Origin of the sequence: Niabella beijingensis, from assembly GCF_020034665.1 — a bacterium.
In the GTDB taxonomy this organism is placed as follows: domain Bacteria; phylum Bacteroidota; class Bacteroidia; order Chitinophagales; family Chitinophagaceae; genus Niabella; species Niabella beijingensis.
In genome coordinates this window covers 203,953-221,164 of the sequence record NZ_JAIQDI010000002.1, presented here as the reverse complement: position 1 = coordinate 221,164, position 17,212 = coordinate 203,953, and the positions used below count along the sequence as shown (strand labels likewise).

The following is a 17,212-nucleotide window of genomic DNA, read 5'->3' as shown; positions in this document are numbered from 1 at the left end:
TGATCTCCAAATGTATTCGAATCCATCAGGATATACAATACCGTTTACGGATTGTTTAACGGTGTACCGTCATTATTGATATAAACGCTCTTCAGGGAAATGGTGGTCCCTGTACTTCCTGATTTAGACGGGAACGTGATCCGGTATTCTTTTGCCAGTGGTTCCTCGTATCCCGGATAAGTTGCACGCGCATATTCCAGCCACTTTTTTAAACCATCACTTTCGAACCATAACACGCCGTTTACATAGGTGGAGAAAAGCTCGTTTTTGTCTACGGAAAAAGTAAAGCTTTTTAACTCATCCTTTGCCAATGTCAGTTGTACATTCTTCCCTTTTACCGGACTGATCAGTGGCAGCGGGGCCGGCAGCGTGTTGGCATCACCGCTCCAAACGGATGTATTCGTTGCCGGAGTGAATAGTTCATAACGGATCTGGTAGTTATCGGTTGCAGCGGGGTTTGCAGTTGGCCATATCTCCCATCGGATTTCGCGAATATATGGAATCTCCGTTTTTGCCGGTTGCACAAAAAACAGGCTGAAGTACATATTAGACCCGTCCCTGTAAAAATTCTTCCAGCCTAACTTTGTTCTTATTGAAAACGGCAATTTTAGTGGCGCAAGATTCAGCGTTCTCCTGATATTGGGCGTACTGCTGGAACTCGCAGTAAGCTCCGCTGTAGACTTTGCAGGATCTACATCATTTTTAAGCACCGGGGTTGCAGTATTACTGGTGCTCCACCCGTTGCCGTTAAATGTATAGGCACTTTGGAATTCATCAAAAAAATAGCGTGTCACTTTCATTACGGTAGAACGCGAGGAGTTGCTGCCCCCGTTCTTTGCTTTTGCTGTTACCGTATACTCTCCTGCCTGAGCAGGAGCGATCCACAAATTTTCAAATAGGTCCTGTGTCCGGAATCCGTCAAACGTCCCCCCGGTAGCGGACCATTCATAACGGATACCGTCCTTGTCTCCTGAAGTAGCCGCCCATACAGGCACTTTTTCTCCAAAATAAAACTCTTCCCCCGATTTACTTAAAGACTGGATCTGGATATCTGCATTTTTCTTACAGGAGAACAACAGAAAGGAACAGATCATTACAGAAAAACAATTGATTATCTTATTCATAAAAAAGATTTGTCGCGATTTAATTAGCTTTTATGGCTTCACGTGTAGGCTCAAACAGCCAGCGGTTCATTACATGAACCACCCCGTTTGTGGCATGCAGATCAGGTGTACGCGGCGCAATATTTACCCAGTTAGCTGCAATATTTGTTTCCTTATAGATAGTAGGAACACCCGTATAATTATTAATCCGCAGGTTGGCTTCCCGTACATTTTCAAGGTACAGATACACCTGGGCAGAGTCGTTGGAGTTGCTGTAGGCAAAGGTCTCCACCCAGCGGGGTTTTGAATTCAATGTGGAATACGTCTGAACCCCCTTGACAACATGATACCGCAACATATTGGCGATGGTATCGCGGCTGTATTGCGACCAGTCCGAACCCCGCATCGTAACAATACTGTCCGGCCTGCCCGGGTAAGGCTGTTTAATGGTATTGATTACCCAATAACTATTGGCATCTTCCAGGTTGATAAGCGCGGTATTGCTCAATAATAAAAAGGTATTTCCGCTGGTCGTATACATTTCTTTTACATCTTTAAACTTCGGATCCTGATCCACATAGTCGATAGCGGCCAGCATACCCGAAAAGAGGTCGGGGCGCGATTTCATAAAATCCATCACGCTCATCTTCAGGTTTGTATTATAAAATGATTTTTCATAGTCATACCCTTTCTGCAGTTTACTGCAGGCCGTCAGCAGGATTGCCGCACATAGCACAACTGTTGTATAGACATTCAAATAACGCATAATTTCTTTTTTTAAAATGAACAGTAATTACTCATCGTAAGGAGGATTCTGGTCTCCCAGTAATTTATGATTGGCATTAAATGCTGCTGAATTAATAGGAAATAAGATCCTGCCCATATTGGCTCCGGAAAACTGGATCCCACCATTCATTTCGGTAAGCAATGGGTTCATGATCTCTCGCAGATAGCCATAACCATTATCAGAGTAATCATATACTTTCCCGATGCGGCACAGATCAAACCACCGTTTCCCTTCTCCCAGCAGCTCCAGCTGGCGTTCGTCCAGGATGGTGCGTTCAATACCGGTGGTCAGGTCCCCCGAGTAATCCGTTAATTTGGCAGCTACCGTATATCCTACACGTTTACGAATGTTATTAACAATATCCAGCGCGCCCTGGTAATCGTTGGTATGCGCCATAGCTTCAGCACGCAGCAACAGGATATCAGCAAAACGATAGACCGGAATGGCTACACTGCAATCACTGTTTCCCTGAAAGGTAAATCCTGTACCGATTGCCGCATTGGCCTTCCAGGGAGAATATTTACCCATTTGTGCTACAGCGGCATCATAAGTCTCTGCAGTATTATAAGTGAGCGTGTCGAACATTGCCCAAAAACGACCGTCGATCGATTTTCCGGTTACGGGATCCACATGATCTTTCAGTTGCTGCCAGATAAATGTACGGGGCTCGTATTGGTTGGTGTTGGAAGCCGACCCTACTTTTGAGCACACCCCCACACCGGTGCCTCTTTCCGTAACGGACCAAAAAAGATTAAAGATCGCTTCAGTGGAAGTAGCCGGGGTCAGAAATATATTCTTCCAGTCGGCGATATTTGTTACAAGCTGGCATTTACTTTCCTTAATACAATTCTGTGATGCCGTCAGGGCTGTAGCGTAATCCTGGAACCACATCGCTACATCAGTCTGCAGGGCATATACCGCTGCCTTTTGCATATAGAAGCGTTGTGTAGTAACACTGCTAATCAGCAACAGGGAAGAATCGATATCACTTTCAATCCGTTTACGCACTTCGTCGATGGAAGAACGCGCTACTTCTGTTTCCTGGCTCAGGTTTTCAATGGGACTGGTCAGCAAAGGCAATCTGCCCCAAACCCGCAGACCATAGAAATACATCAATGCACGCAGGCTGTAGCACTGTCCAAGATAATCGCGGTAAATGGCCGCACCCCCATCTGCGTTGGTTTCGATCATCTGGGGAAAATATTTAATGCCGTAATTACAAAGGGAAATGGTGGTGTACAGGTTGGTCCAGGTAGTAATCCCGTTAATATCCGCATCATTACCCGAAAGTGTATTCGAAATCATGGTTTGCTGTGCATTACCGGTACCCCCAATACGGACATTATCAGACCGCACTTCGCCCCAGTCAAAAAAGGCACTGCTCAGGGTACTTTGCATCTGGTTATAGATCCCTGCCATCCAGGTAGCTGCATCATTCTTATCTTTCCAGAATTTATCCGGCGCTACCGTCGAAATCGGATCCTGCTGCAAGAACTTCTTGCAATAGCTCAGACTGATCAGCAGCATGAAAAGACCGATCGCGGAAATTATTATTTTTATCTTTTTCATATATCAAACTTTATTAAAATGTAATATTCGCTCCCATTCCAAATTCCCGTTTATGCGGATACTTGCCGGGATCATTACCGGGCTTTAATACGCTTATCTGAGAAACTTCCGGATCAAATCCGGTGTAGTCGGTCCAGGTGAAGAGATTGTTGCCATAAACGTAAACAACAAAACTTTTAGAAGCAATTTTCTTACTGATCCGTGCCGGCAGGCGATAGCTTAACCGCAGGCTCTGCAACCGAACAAAAGATCCGTTTTCAAGGTACTGGCTTCCCCCTCTGCGCATGTTATCTGCGTCCTTGTTGCCACCAATATACGAGTCCGTAATCTGTCCCGGATACTTCCACATGTTTAAAATGAAATAAGCATCGGGTGTCGTATTGGAATTAGAGAAGGACGCCAGGTTCCTGCGGTTTTCATTATAGATAGTGTTCCCAAAATTACCATAGAAATTAAACGAAAGCGCAAAGTCCTTATAGCTAAGACTGTTTGACCAGCCCATGCTCCAGCGCGGCTGGCCATGCCCCAGGAACTGACGGTCTTCATTACCGATGTTTCCATCATACACGCCATTTGCATCAGGAAGATTCTGCCAGATCACATCTCCGCCTTTGGACACAACGCCATTAGTGGTCAGTTGTTTTACGGTACCATTATAAGCCGTTCCATCCGGAAGTGTGTACCCGATAAGAATGGGTTGGTTATTTTTCTCGATGATCACATTACCATTGCCATCTTTTTTAAACTGGGGGGTCAATCTTGTTTTGTAATCATCGGTATAGGCATTGGACTGGTCGTATTCATAAATACCGAGAAATTTATAGCCGAAAAAATTTCCCGCTTCCTTCCCTTTTTGTACGCTCCAGATATCATCAATATAATCTACCGGAAGATCCGTGATCCGGTTGCGCACATTTGACCAGTTCAGTGTTGTCTGCCAGTTGAAATCCTTGGTTCTTACCGGGTAGCCGGACACCATTAACTCGATCCCTTTATTTTCAATACCCCCCGCATTCACACGGGCTTTACCGGGGAATCCCACTTCAAACGGTAATGGACTGTCGTAAAGCAGATCGGAGGTTTGTTTTATATAATAGTCCCCGGTAAAACTTAAACGTCCGTTCCAGAGTGTGAGGTCCAGACCTACGTTCTTTTGCGTAGTGGATTCCCATTTCAGGAACGGGTTTCCCATCCTCGTATTGGTACGTACTCCGCTTACCCCGTTGTAGAAATAACCGCCGAAAATATATTGCTGTGCAGCATCATAATCTCCGATGCCCGAATTGCCCGTTGCGCCATAACTAAGACGCAACTTGGCGTCCGTCACTACATCGCGCAATGAACTCATAAATTTCTCGTCGCTGATGCGCCAGCCTACAGAAACGGAAGGAAAATTACCCCACCGGTTTTCAGGACCAAAAACGGAGGATCCATCGCGACGGAAATTCACATTCAGTAAATAACGTCCCTGGTAGTCGTAACTGGCACGTCCTACAAAACCAATTAGTGACGATTGCGTAGCAGTAGAGTATACATTGGTAAGATCATACTGCCCCGCGGCGTTCAGTGTCTGAACCGCTTCCGTTACAAAAAGACTGCCTTTAATATTTAATTCTTCCTCACGGTCCCTTTCCATATTCATTCCTGCCATGGCAGAAAAATTGTGTCCACCGGAAAAAGTTTTTTTATAGTTGGCAAATACATTCCCCTGCAAGCGTATGGGCAGGGTTGCATTATCCGCGCCGGTGCTGATGGCAGGATTACTGTTAGACAACAGCTTTGAGACAAAAGAATTGCTTCTCCTTATCTGAACATCAGCAGAGGCGTCTGCGTGCAGGTTCAGTCCAGTCATTACATTTAAATCAAAACCCTGGTAAATGAGGCCCCTGTAAATTTGTGTTACATCCTTTCTCAGATACGCTTCTGCCAGCGGGTTTCTTCTTCCTCCGTTAAAATAAATATACTCCCCGTCCGGAAAGTACAAGGCCATTCCCGGAGGCCGCTGCAATGCCTGTTGCAGCATATTTCCTTCACTGATATTATTCCTGTTCTGATAGGAAAAACTAACACGGGTCGCCATTGAAAAACGCTTGGACGGTTTGTAATCTATATTCGTACGAAACGACAACCGTTTATTATAACTGGTGATCAGGATACCCGTTTCATCCAGGTATTGCAGGCTGCTGTAATAGTTCAGGGTTTTACTGCCCCCCATAATACCCAGATCAACCTGGTTGCGCACGGCTGTTTGCGTCATCAGCGACTGGTAGTCATTGTCCGAATTTCTTGAAAACGACGTGGAGTCATCCGGCTTGGGATCCAGACCCAGGTTTGTCCTGCGGTCGAACATCTGGCGCTGTAAACGGTTGGCCTGCGATATGCGGTTGGACAACGTATTATAGCTGCGCAGATACCCCGCTGTTATTTGCGGTTTTTCCGATATGCCTTTCTTGGTTGTAATAATAACCACCCCGTTGGCCGATCTTGCCCCATAGATGGCCGCTGAAGCTGCATCTTTCAGGATCTCAATGGACTGCACATCGTTCGGATTGATATTATTAATGTCGTCCATTGGAGCACCATCCACAATATAAAGCGGACTTACACCCGCATCCGACAAGGTTGAAAGTCCCCGTACGGTAATCGAAGACGAAGCACCGGGAGCACCGGAATTGGACATTACCCGTACACCGGGGGCTGCCCCCTGTATCGCATCAAAGATCGATACCGGTTGTTTCTCTTCGATCGTTTTGGCATTAATGGAGCTGATCGCTCCTGTAACATCCCGCTTTCGTTGCGTTCCGTAGCCCACCACAATAATTTCATCCAGGTCGTTCAGTGCCTGCTTCAGCACCACATTGAGGGTCCGTTCCTGATTCAGTTCCTGTTCCAGGTTCGTAAAACCGATGGCCGAGAACACCAGGGTTCCTTTTCCGTCGGGAACGGAAATGGAAAATCGTCCGGAAGAATCGGACATGGTTCCGCGATCCGAATCCTTTAGTCCCACAGAGGCTTGCGAAACCGGGTCGCCTTTTTCATCCAGCACGGTCCCCGTTATCTGGATGTTCTTTTGCGCCAGCAAAAAAACGGGAAAAGAAAGCAGCAGCGGAAACAGGATCAGCAGTTTTAGGACTTTCCGTTTTCTCGTCATAAAGCAATACGTCATATAGCATGTTTTTTTAAAAATGTTCAATCGTTTGCACAGATTGCAAATAAAGACGTTTTTGTTGCTTCAGGTTTTTCGATATTAACCAACTACTAAACTATTTTGGCTTTACCTCTTTTGGCTTTTCAATTGTGGTGTATATTTCGTTTACTAATCCGAGTTAATAACGATTTTGAATGAAACCACATGTTTTGAAAATGGCGCACCTGCCGGGTACTTCGTTCGATGTAAGAAGGGACCTTACACCGCTCAATAACCGCTGGCACTGCCATAAGGAAGTGGAACTGATCTATATTGCCAGGGGAAGCGGTACGCTGCTGATCGGCGACCATATCCGGAATTTCACCGACGGCACCATTTGTCTTATCGGTGCCAATGTGCCGCATTACTGGCGCTTCGATGACTCCTTTTTCGAAGAAGACATGCCCATTGACGTGATCGCCATTCACTTCCAGGAAGCTTTCTGGGGCCGTCAATTCCTCGATCTGCCCGAAAACAACAGCATCCGCGATCTGCTGAAGCGGGCAGCACGGGGATTACTGATCCACGGAAGGACGCGGGCACTGATACATTCCTTTCATTACCTGCAGGAGATCAACGGGCCTTACCGCATTATCTCACTGGTGACCCTTTTATCAAAGATCGCGGGATGGGCAGAAGTGACCAGTCTGGCCTCTGAAGCTCCGTCTCCCGCACCCGGAAGAGTAGAAGAACGGAGGATCAATGATGTATACGAATACACGATGAAACATTTCCGGCGTAAGATCCATCTGAGCGAGATCGCCGGAGTAGCCAATGTAAGTCCCAATTCCTTTTGCCGGTATTTTAAACTGCGGACACGGAAAACCTATTCGAGGTTTGTCACCGAATTAAGGATCGGGTACGTTTGCAAACTGCTGGTGGAAACAGATAGCTCGGTTAAGCTGCTGTGTTATGAAAGCGGTTTTAACAATTTCACTTCGTTTCACAAATGTTTTAAACAAATAACCGGCATGAGCCCGCTGGTCTACCAGAAAGAGCGCCGCAGCCGGACAACGCTGAGCCATTGAACGGCCGGCACTTCATAAAAAAATCCTGTTCATGAAATCATTATTGCTTTTCCTGTTTGTTGCCCCGTTCTTTTCCCTGCTATATGCCCAGCAGCATCTGCCGGAGCCTTTTATAGCAGGGATTGATGGCGACACATTGCTGATAACGACAGGAGCCACCTATTCATTCAGTGTGGATACACCGGAAGACAGTGGCCTGGTACAGATCACCCCCACTGTAGCCCAACTCCTGTCTGCGTTTCGGGACGCTGCCGTTCCGTATCAGATCAGTGCAGCAAACGGGACGCATAAAACATCCGGTACCGTTGCAGCAGGAGACCGGCTTATAGCACCGCATCCGGACGGGCGTTCAAAACAGTTCATTATAAAGCTGATCCGTAAAGCATTGAATGGCACGCTTACAATTGTACAAAAAAATCGTACCGTAAATACGCGCACCGATCTCACATTCTGGTATAAGGCCGGCCAGCGAAGCCCGGATGCAACCGTAACGGTCCGCTTACCGGAGGAGGTAAAGGCCACACCGGAAAATACTTCCGTAAATATTATCGGGCGTGGGGAAGTATTGTTAAAAGACCTCGGCCAACAATCAGCGGGCCGCACCGGAACAGGATATCCCTATCTCAGAACAGGATCGGTTGACATAACAGACAACGGACAAACACTTACATTTAAACATCTTGACCTGCGCCCGGATAACGGTGCCGACCTCAAGATCACCATCCAGGGTGTCCGTTTTGAAACAGCCGGCAACCGGCAGATTCAGGCTGCTTATACCACCAGCGCCCCCGAAGTGCTGACAAGCAGCTACAGTACCTCCACTCTTATAATAACACCTCTTATCAGCGACCTGGAGCGGATACCCGCGTCGGGCACCTATAATGAAGCCGGAGGATTATATACACGCACACTGCTGAAATGGGCGCCCGTAGCAGCTTCCGGAATTGAAACAGAACAATCACTTGATTCGGGAAAGACCTGGAGCAGCATAAAGACAACCATCGATCCTTCAGCCGGCAACGCCCGCATCACCGGTCTTCAGCCAGACAAACAATACCATTTCCGGCTGCGCGTAAAAGGAGGCCCTCATGAAGGCGTATCAAACAGCGTGTCATTTTACTCGGGGAAAACCGATGCAAAACAGTTCGGTATTACCGGCTCCGATACAGAAGATGCGACTGACAAGATCAACCAGGCGCTGAAAACAATACATCAATCGGGAGGCGGTACCCTTTTATTTTCCAAAGGCATTTATAATGTTCGTACCCTGCACCTGCAAAGTAATGTGTGGCTTTACCTGGAAACAGGAGCCGTTATAAAAGCCCTGAAAGGCGGTGATGCCCCGGAAAGCACCTGGTTCAGTGATAAAAAATACCGCTCAGGACTGTCGCCCACCGACAAAGGTCCCTACGAAAACCCTGAGAACTGGCTGACCAAACAGGATGTGGGACATACTTTTTTCAAAAATGCAATGTTCTTCGGAGAACGGCTGCACAATATAAAAATTATCGGCAATGGTCGCATCACCGGTGACGGCAACCTGGTAACCGGCGACAAAGTAATGAACAACCCCTCAGACAATCGTTGTGATAAGATGTTCTCCCTAAAACTCTGTACCGCTGTGGAGATCGGAGGTATCCAGCGAAATGAAGACCTTTGGTACGACAGCACAGCGGATGCGCCCTATTACATTTTAAAAAACAAAACAAAGGACTTCAATACACAGAACATGCTCCAGATCGACCGCGCCGGTCATTTTGTGTTGCTGGCTACCGGTACGGATTCCATTGACGTGCATGATACCTATTTTGCCCGGCTCCATACCGGTAATGCCCGCGATATCTACGATTTTATGAGCTGCAATGAGGTTACTGTCACAAATATCTATTCAAAAGTAAGCTCTGATGATATCGTAAAGCCCGGTTCGGATTGTTCACTGGGTTTTACCAGACCGGCTAAAAATTACAGGGTGCGAAATGTCATCGGCGATACCAATTGCAATCTTTTCCAGATCGGATCGGAAACAGCAGACGATATCACCGATATCTGTGTAGACAATATCTATGTACTGGGAGCCAACAAAGCCGGGTTTTCCATTTCCACCAATGACGGCGGACATATCCGGAACATCCATCTCAACTGCGGGCATACCGGTGTTTTACACCACCGTTCTAAAATGCTGCGTACCTATACGCCCTTCTTTATTTCGATCTCAAACAGGGGACGCGTACTGGGTGCGGATGTACAGCGTTTCCGGTTTACTGAAAATGGCACCACCCGGGATGAATTGCTGGTAACAAATGTATCCATGGGAAAAGTAGAGGATATTTTTCTGAACGGTGTGGATATTTCAGAAGTATATGGCGGAAGTTCTTATGGAAAAGAAGGCCGGCGCTGGACACCCTATAACGGAACACAGCGGACCGCTTCCCCGATCATTGCAGGTTACCAGCTGCCGGATGCAAAGCATGTTGAGGGCGGGCTTCCGTTCCGTTTACCGGATGGCAGACACACGGCCTATATCAGCAACATCCGTTTCAATGACATCACCGTTCTTGTAAAAGGCGGGCATCCGGCTACCGATACCGTTGCCAACCCTCCGGAATTGGGTGTAGGCCAGTACAATGCATCCAACCTGAAACTGCAGCCCTCCTGGGGGCTCTGGGCCCGGCACGTCAAAAACCTGAAAATGACCAATGCATCGTTTCAATCAGAAAAACCTGATGGCCGTTATCCGCTTTACTTCGATGACGTACATCAGGTGCTCCTGCAAAACATAGCGATCCCTTCCGGAACGCAGCAAATCTTTTCTTTTAAAAATGCTACCGCTATCTCCTTAAAAAAGAAGGAAATGGCACCCGCTGCACCCAACAGAAAGGACCGGAAAAGCAATCGCAATACCGGTCTCTGACACTTTTCCACATTCATCCCGGCCACAACAAAAGCTTATCCAATTATGTTACATTTGTTAGATAATATCAGGAGCTTTTCATGGATAAATTTATTGTTTCGGCGCGCAAATACAGACCCCAGACCTTTGATACGGTTGTAGGACAGGCACATATCACCACTACATTAAAAAATGCCATTAAACAGAACCAGCTAGCACATGCGTTCCTGTTCTGTGGTCCCCGCGGAGTAGGTAAGACCACCTGTGCCCGGATTCTGGCCAAAACCATCAACTGCGAACATCCCACCCCGGATGGTGAGGCCTGTAACGAATGCAACTCCTGTGTATCCTTTAACCAGGGCACTTCATTGAATATCCACGAACTGGATGCGGCGAGCAATAACTCCGTGGATGATATCCGGACTCTTGTAGACCAGGTGCGTTTTGCACCACAGGCCGGCCGCTACAAGGTATATATTATAGATGAGGTGCATATGTTGAGCTCTTCGGCCTTCAATGCGTTCCTGAAAACATTGGAGGAACCACCGCCTTATGCCATCTTTATCCTGGCCACCACCGAAAAGCACAAGATCCTGCCGACCATCCTCAGCCGTTGCCAGATCTTTGATTTCAAACGGATCACCACCAATGATACCGTAGAGCATCTGGAAGCGATCTGTGAGAAGGAAGGTGTAAACGCAGAGAAGGCGGCACTGCAGACCATTGCCCAGAAAAGCGAGGGCTGTATGCGCGATGCGCTGAGCATCATGGATAAGATCGTAAGTTTTACCAATGGTGAACTGAACTATACCAACACCCTGGAACATCTTAATATCCTGGATGAGGATTATTATTTCAAACTACTGGATCATATGCTGCAACAGGACCTTTCCTCGGCGATGCTGCTGTATGATGATATCAACCGGAAAGGATTTGAAGGTGACCTGGTACTGAACGGCTTTGCCGCATTTATCCGGAACCTCCTGGTGAGCAAGGATGAAAAAGTGGTGGCACTGCTGGATACCGTGGAGAGCTTTAAACAGAAATATCTCGAAACGGCAAAGAACACGCCGGCCTCCTTCCTGATCAGCGCACTGAATATATTGAACGAATCCGAGATCAATTACCGAGCTGCCCGCAATAAGCGGCTGCACGTGGAGCTGACGCTGATCAAGCTCTGTTACCTGCAACAGGCAATGGAACTGGCCGCCGGCGATGCCGGGCTGGTTAAAAAAAAAATAGCGGATAAAGCGGTTGCGGTCCCGTTCCGTAACATCCAACCCGTGCTGGCGAGATCCGCCACCTTAAAGGAAACAGTACCTGCCACTACACCGGCACCACAGGCCAGCCGGCTGATCATTGAAGAACCGGCACCGCGGCCGGTGGCTCCAGTTCCGCCGGTGCAAAAAGAGCCCGCCTCTTCAAGAAAGATCAGCAGCCTGGAAAAACTGCGGCAGCAATTCAAAGACACCCATGTAGAGCAGGTGGATCAGCCCCTGACACAGGAAACATTACAGGAAGCCTGGGATGCTTTTATCGTGTTATTAAAAGAAAACAAGAACTCGGCTGCCCAGAGCTTTGACCTGGCTCAGCTGAAAGTGCTCGATGACAATTCCTTTTATGTATATACGGCTAATGCGATCGAGTACCGGTTTATTGAAAGCTGTAAAACGCAAACGTCGGAGTTCCTGCAACAACGCCTTTCCAATACCCAGCTCCAGTTCTACATCACCAAACGGGAAAATGTGGAGGTGACCGGGAATAATGACCCCAAGCCACTTACGGCCGTACAGCAATACCAGAAAATGATTGAAAAATACCCGCTGGTAAAAGAGTTGAAAGAGAAACTAAAAATGGAACTGGACCGGTAGGGCTATTGAGATTTCAGATTTGAGAGTTGAGATATAAGTTAATACCTTCAGCTAAAGCGTGGCAATTAAATGCTGAGTGCCGAGATAATCTCAGCACTCAGTTCTTATATCCCGAATTCCTGTAGCTATTTTTTCTTCCGCTGATCCTGCATTTGCTTTTGCTGCTCCTGCATCTGTTCCAGCCGCTCCTGCCACTTGGATTTAGTCTTTGGCTTTTTGCGGTTTTCCTGTATCCGCGTGAGGATCTTGTCGTGATCGATGATATAATTCTGTATCACAAACTGCAATGCCAGCGTAATGAGGTTGGACACCGTATAATACCAGGTAAGTGCCGAAGGCAGCCTGTTGAAGATAAACAGCAGGAATACCGGGAAAATATACGGCATGTATTTCATCATCGGGTTGCTCTGATCGGGCGACATACTCATACTGTAAATTGAGATCAGCAAGCTGGTGACGGTAGCCGTAATGGTAAACAGGCTGAGGTGACTGCCCAGCAATGGTATGTGAACACCAAAGTTGAGGGGCGCATCAAAGGCCGACAGGTCGTGCGACCATAAGAAATCCGCTCCCCTCAGGTCTACGCTGGAATTAAAGAAGCTGTACAGCGCAAAGAAGATCGGGATCTGGAACAATGCCGGAATACAGCCTCCCAGCGGGTTAACCCCGGCCTCCCTGAAGAGTTTCATCTGCTCCATACTCATCGCCTGCTGGTCGGTTCCGAATTTTTCTTTCAATGTGGCGATCTCCGGCCGCAGTGCCTTCATCTTGGCGCCACTCAGGTAGCTCTTATAGGTAAGCGGTGAAATGAGCAGTCGGATCACCAGTGTCAGCAACGCAATTACAATACCGTAATTGGTCACAAAGCTCTTCATCGCATTGAATACGGGGATGATCACATACTGGTTGAGCGGCCGTACAAAGGCATACATGCCCTGTCCGAGATTAACCATTTTGCTGAAGCCGTTATCGTATTTCTTAAGGATATTAAAATCAGCAGGTCCGTAGTAAATGCTCATGGCTACATTGGCAGCATTGCCGGCAGGCACTTTTAATTGCATATTGGCCGTGCTTTTTACCACTTCCTTGTTGGCATCCGGAGGTATGGACCAGGAGATCTTGCCACCGGCAAAATTATCCTTGGCCACCAGGAAGGTATTAAAGAAGCGCTGGCGGATGCCGATCCAGTTCACACTCTTTTCAAAATTCACGTGGTCTTTGCGGCCGATGGTGTGATAATCGAAATTACCATTCTCCATATAGCCGATCTGTGTATTCTGTTTTTCAAACTCAATATCGGACTCCTGTTGGGCGGCATCATACTGCCAAACCATATTCATGGTATTTTGTGACAACAGGCTGCCGGGCTGCAACAGACCGATATTAAAATCGATCTTGTAGTCGTTGGGATAGATAATGAACTGGTGCGTGATAGCGCCGGCACCTGATGTGCTGTCTCCTCCTTTCAATTCAAATGTCACCAGTTTTGATCCGGAAGGTCCCGGCTCTACCCTTCCGTTGCTGAAATACAGATCGGCCGTCTGGGCGCTCTGGTTGGCCGCAGTATTGATCGCATAGCTGATCTTATTAAAATCGGTGGCCGCCAGCCGCACGTGCTGGCTGTCCATCGCATTTTTAAATTTCTTAAGCTCTACATATTTCGGCTGTCCGCCTTTGTTGGTAAAAGCGATCTTAAACACTTCGTTCTCCACTGTCACCAGTTGCTCGGCGCCCTGTGCCGCACTCACAAACATTCCGGCACTGGCCACATGCCGCTGGGAATCGGCGCGGATGGAATCCAGCCGCATGGCAGCAGTATCCAGCTTTGGTTTCAGTGCATTGGCGATGGAATCCTGTTTGGCCTGCTGCTTCTGGTGTTCTCCCTGCTGCAGATTATTGTAGTAGAAATAAAAGAAGAAGAGTACCGCTAAAAGTCCAAACCCGATGATCGTATTCCGGTCAAAATTCATTACTTACGTATATTTTTGAGGCGGCAAAGATAAGACAAAGCGGGGGATTTGTCTTTGCCGATTTCACAAAAAAAAGTCGCCCGGGGTACAGGCGACATTATTTTCATGAATTATATAATCAATTATAAATCAACATTTACCGTATCGCTTTTCTTGGCCGGGATGCTGTTGGCCGCTGCATGCTCTACTGCAGCCTCCACAAACTTAACAAAAACCGGATGCGGGTTTTCCACAGTGCTCTTTAATTCGGGGTGGAACTGGACACCGACAAAGAAGGGATGTGAGGGCAATTCAATTACTTCCACAAGACCACTTTCGGGGTTCTTTCCGCTGGCTACCATACCGGCATTTTCAAAGGCTTCCAGGTAGTTGTTGTTGAACTCCCAGCGGTGGCGGTGGCGCTCAGTAATATGCTGTGTGCCATAAATGGCTGCAGCCAGACTGCCTTCCTTAAGCTCACAGGCATAGGACCCCAGGCGCATCGTACCGCCCTTTTCCGTGATGTTTTTCTGACTTTCCATCAGATCGATCACCGGATCCTGCGCATTTTCATCCATCTCTGTTGAGTTAGCCCCCTTCAGTCCCAGCACATTCCGGGCAAATTCTATGGCGGCCATCTGCATTCCCAGGCAGATCCCAAAGAACGGCAGCCCGTTCTCACGTGCATACTGCACGGCTGTTATTTTTCCTTCCACACCACGGAGGCCAAAACCCGGCGCCACCAGCAGCCCTTCCAGCCCGCTCAGTTTTTCTGCTACATTTTCCGGAGTGATGTATTCGCTGTGCACATTCACGATCTGCACCTGGCATTCGTTCACCGCACCGGCATGCACAAAGGCTTCCAGGATGGATTTATAGGCATCCTGAAGTTCCAGGTATTTCCCGATCAGCCCGATACGCACTACTGACTTGGGATATTTTACTTTATCGAGGAACGCACGCCAGCGCCCCAGTTCCGGTTCTTTAAAATCGGTGATGCCCATGATCTTAAGTGCCGTAAGGTCCAGCCGTTCACGAAGCATGGCCATCGGCACTTCATAAATGGTCGACTGATCTGCAGATTCGATCACCGCATCCTGCCGCACATTACAGAACAGCGCTATCTTCCGGCGCAATTCAGGGGTAAGGGGTTTTTCGGTCCGGCATACGATGATATCCGGCCGCACTCCTTCCTGGCTCAGCATGCGCACACTGTGCTGTGTGGGCTTGGTTTTTAATTCTTTTGCTGCTTTGAGGTAGGGAACCAGTGTAAGGTGAATTACCACGGTATCTTCATCGGGCAGCTCCCATTGCAGCTGCCGTATGGCCTCCACAAAAGGCAGGCTTTCAATATCACCGATGGTTCCGCCGATCTCCGTGATCACAATATCATATTCGCCGGTGGTGCCCAGCTCCATCATGCGGCGTTTGATCTCATTGGTGATATGCGGCACTACCTGTACCGTTTTGCCCAGGTAGGCCCCTTCCCGCTCTTTATTGATCACGGTCTGATAAATACGGCCGGTGGTCACATTGTTCGCCTGTGAAGTAAAGATGTTCAGAAAACGCTCGTAATGGCCCAGGTCCAGATCGGTTTCCGCGCCGTCTTCCGTCACATAGCATTCCCCGTGCTCGTAAGGATTCAGGGTACCCGGATCGATATTGATGTACGGATCAAATTTCTGTATCGTAACCCTCAGTCCCCTCGCCTGCAACAGTTTTGCCAGCGACGCGGCAATAATTCCTTTTCCTAATGAGGAGGACACCCCTCCGGTTACAAATACATACTTAGCCATAATGGTATATTAAAATCAATAAATTATTCCTTAACAAGAATCATTTCACGAAAAAACTCAACCTGTTTCGACAATATCCAGTCTGCATTATCTCCGAAAAAATAAAATCAGCCCGCTATGACCCATAAAATCCTGTGGAAAATTTGAAAGGTCATGCAAAGATAAAAAAACTTGCCGGAATTAAAATTTTTGTTTTGGTGCAAGGCCCCTGTAGGTACAGGGCGCCGGGTCAAGAGGCCATAATTAATCCTTTGCGATCTTCTTATAGCTGGCAATTACCCCGCGGATGAGCGAAGAGCTGAACCCGCGATGTTCCATTTCGTTGAGCCCTACGATGGTACAGCCTTTTGGTGTGGTCACTTTATCAATTTCCTGCTCGGGGTGACTGCCATTTTTGAGCAGCAGCTCCGCAGCGCCTTTTGCCGTTTGTGCGGCGATCAGGTTCGCCGTTTTTGCATCAAAGCCGATCTCGATACCGGCCTGGATATTGGCACGGATATAGCGCAATGCAAAAGCGGTTCCGCAGGCTCCCAGCACCGTAGCGGCATCCATCAGCTTTTCATCGATCAGCGCTACCTTGCCCAGGGTATTGAACATATCTACTACATAAGCGGCCTGCTTTTCCGTCGCGTTGGCATAGCTGATACAGGTGATGCTTTCCTGGATGGCAATGGCTGTATTGGGCATGGCACGGAAAACAGGCAGGTCCTTTTTTACCATCTCCTGGAGATCTGTCAGGGAAACACCTGTGATCACGGATACTACCGTGTGTTTTGCAGTCAGTTGTTTTTTAAATCCTTCAATAACCGCAGCCACCTGGAAGGGTTTTACCGCCAGGATCACCAGATCGCTCTGCTTCACAGCTGCGGAATTATCGTTACTGATTTTTACGCCTTTTTTCTCCAGTTCTTTCAGTGTTGCTGGATTCCGCTTGGTGACCGTGATCGCTTCCGCCTTACAGAATTTACTTTTAATCAGTCCTTCCGCAATTGCGGTTCCAAGATTTCCGCCACCGATGATCGCTATGTTCAT

10 protein-coding genes are annotated in these 17,212 nt (G+C 47.8%); 3 read left to right on the top strand and 7 right to left on the bottom strand.

Annotation, left to right across the window (positions count from 1 at the left end; genetic code table 11):
• Nucleotides 1–44: 44 nt before the first annotated feature.
• Genes K7B07_RS17020 through K7B07_RS17005 form a run of 4 tightly spaced genes read right to left on the bottom strand, consistent with a single transcriptional unit; the run spans nucleotide 45 to nucleotide 6,625 of the window.
• Entirely contained in the window at nucleotides 45–1,124 is a 1,080-nt protein-coding gene (locus tag K7B07_RS17020) for a PKD domain-containing protein (protein ID WP_223711723.1), read from the bottom strand.
• A gap of 19 nt (nucleotides 1,125–1,143) precedes the next feature.
• A complete protein-coding gene (locus K7B07_RS17015) occupies nucleotides 1,144–1,869 on the bottom strand; it encodes a fasciclin domain-containing protein (protein ID WP_223711722.1) in 726 nt (241 codons plus the stop codon).
• 27 nt (nucleotides 1,870–1,896) lie between these two features.
• Nucleotides 1,897–3,459 carry a RagB/SusD family nutrient uptake outer membrane protein gene (locus K7B07_RS17010; protein ID WP_223711721.1) on the bottom strand — a complete coding sequence of 521 codons (1,563 nt, stop codon included), beginning with the start codon at nucleotides 3,457–3,459 and terminating at the stop codon, nucleotides 1,897–1,899.
• A gap of 13 nt (nucleotides 3,460–3,472) precedes the next feature.
• Complete coding sequence (locus tag K7B07_RS17005) at nucleotides 3,473–6,625, bottom strand: SusC/RagA family TonB-linked outer membrane protein (protein ID WP_223711720.1); 3,153 nt, start codon at nucleotides 6,623–6,625, stop codon at nucleotides 3,473–3,475.
• 176 nt (nucleotides 6,626–6,801) lie between these two features.
• On the opposite strand from K7B07_RS17005, the gene K7B07_RS17000 reads away from it, so the two are divergent.
• The 3 genes from K7B07_RS17000 (at nucleotide 6,802) to K7B07_RS16990 (ending at nucleotide 12,435) form a co-directional block, all read left to right on the top strand.
• Entirely contained in the window at nucleotides 6,802–7,674 is an 873-nt protein-coding gene (locus K7B07_RS17000) for an AraC family transcriptional regulator (protein WP_223711719.1), read from the top strand.
• A 31-nt stretch (nucleotides 7,675–7,705) separates the two neighbouring features.
• Nucleotides 7,706–10,585, top strand: coding sequence for an endopygalactorunase (locus K7B07_RS16995; protein ID WP_223711718.1), 2,880 nt, complete (start codon nucleotides 7,706–7,708; stop codon nucleotides 10,583–10,585).
• A gap of 80 nt (nucleotides 10,586–10,665) precedes the next feature.
• Nucleotides 10,666–12,435, top strand: a complete 1,770-nt coding sequence (locus K7B07_RS16990) for a DNA polymerase III subunit gamma/tau (RefSeq protein WP_223711717.1) — start codon at nucleotides 10,666–10,668, stop codon at nucleotides 12,433–12,435.
• 125 nt (nucleotides 12,436–12,560) lie between these two features.
• On the opposite strand, the gene yidC is transcribed toward K7B07_RS16990, so the two are convergent.
• The 3 genes from yidC to proC form a co-directional block, all read right to left on the bottom strand.
• Nucleotides 12,561–14,405 (bottom strand): membrane protein insertase YidC, encoded by a 1,845-nt coding sequence (gene yidC, locus K7B07_RS16985; RefSeq protein ID WP_223711716.1) that lies wholly within the window; start codon nucleotides 14,403–14,405, stop codon nucleotides 12,561–12,563.
• A gap of 122 nt (nucleotides 14,406–14,527) precedes the next feature.
• Nucleotides 14,528–16,180, bottom strand: coding sequence for a CTP synthase (locus K7B07_RS16980; RefSeq protein ID WP_262903581.1), 1,653 nt, complete (start codon nucleotides 16,178–16,180; stop codon nucleotides 14,528–14,530).
• 243 nt (nucleotides 16,181–16,423) lie between these two features.
• Nucleotides 16,424–17,212: a pyrroline-5-carboxylate reductase gene (gene proC, locus K7B07_RS16975; RefSeq protein WP_223711715.1), complete on the bottom strand. Its 789-nt coding sequence runs from the start codon at nucleotides 17,210–17,212 to the stop codon at nucleotides 16,424–16,426.

What these genes read in the sequence shown, in the direction of transcription:
- K7B07_RS17020 (WP_223711723.1), bottom strand. Translation starts at nt 1,124, where the DNA reads ATGAATAAGATAATCAATTGTTTTTCTGTAATGATCTGTTCCTTTCTG.
- K7B07_RS17015 (WP_223711722.1), bottom strand. Translation starts at nt 1,869, where the DNA reads ATGCGTTATTTGAATGTCTATACAACAGTTGTGCTATGTGCGGCAATC.
- K7B07_RS17010 (WP_223711721.1), bottom strand. Translation starts at nt 3,459, where the DNA reads ATGAAAAAGATAAAAATAATAATTTCCGCGATCGGTCTTTTCATGCTG.
- K7B07_RS17005 (WP_223711720.1), bottom strand. Translation starts at nt 6,625, where the DNA reads ATGACGTATTGCTTTATGACGAGAAAACGGAAAGTCCTAAAACTGCTG.
- K7B07_RS17000 (WP_223711719.1), top strand. Translation starts at nt 6,802, where the DNA reads ATGAAACCACATGTTTTGAAAATGGCGCACCTGCCGGGTACTTCGTTC.
- K7B07_RS16995 (WP_223711718.1), top strand. Translation starts at nt 7,706, where the DNA reads ATGAAATCATTATTGCTTTTCCTGTTTGTTGCCCCGTTCTTTTCCCTG.
- K7B07_RS16990 (WP_223711717.1), top strand. Translation starts at nt 10,666, where the DNA reads ATGGATAAATTTATTGTTTCGGCGCGCAAATACAGACCCCAGACCTTT.
- yidC (WP_223711716.1), bottom strand. Translation starts at nt 14,405, where the DNA reads ATGAATTTTGACCGGAATACGATCATCGGGTTTGGACTTTTAGCGGTA.
- K7B07_RS16980 (WP_262903581.1), bottom strand. Translation starts at nt 16,180, where the DNA reads ATGGCTAAGTATGTATTTGTAACCGGAGGGGTGTCCTCCTCATTAGGA.
- proC (WP_223711715.1), bottom strand. Translation starts at nt 17,212, where the DNA reads ATGAACATAGCGATCATCGGTGGCGGAAATCTTGGAACCGCAATTGCG.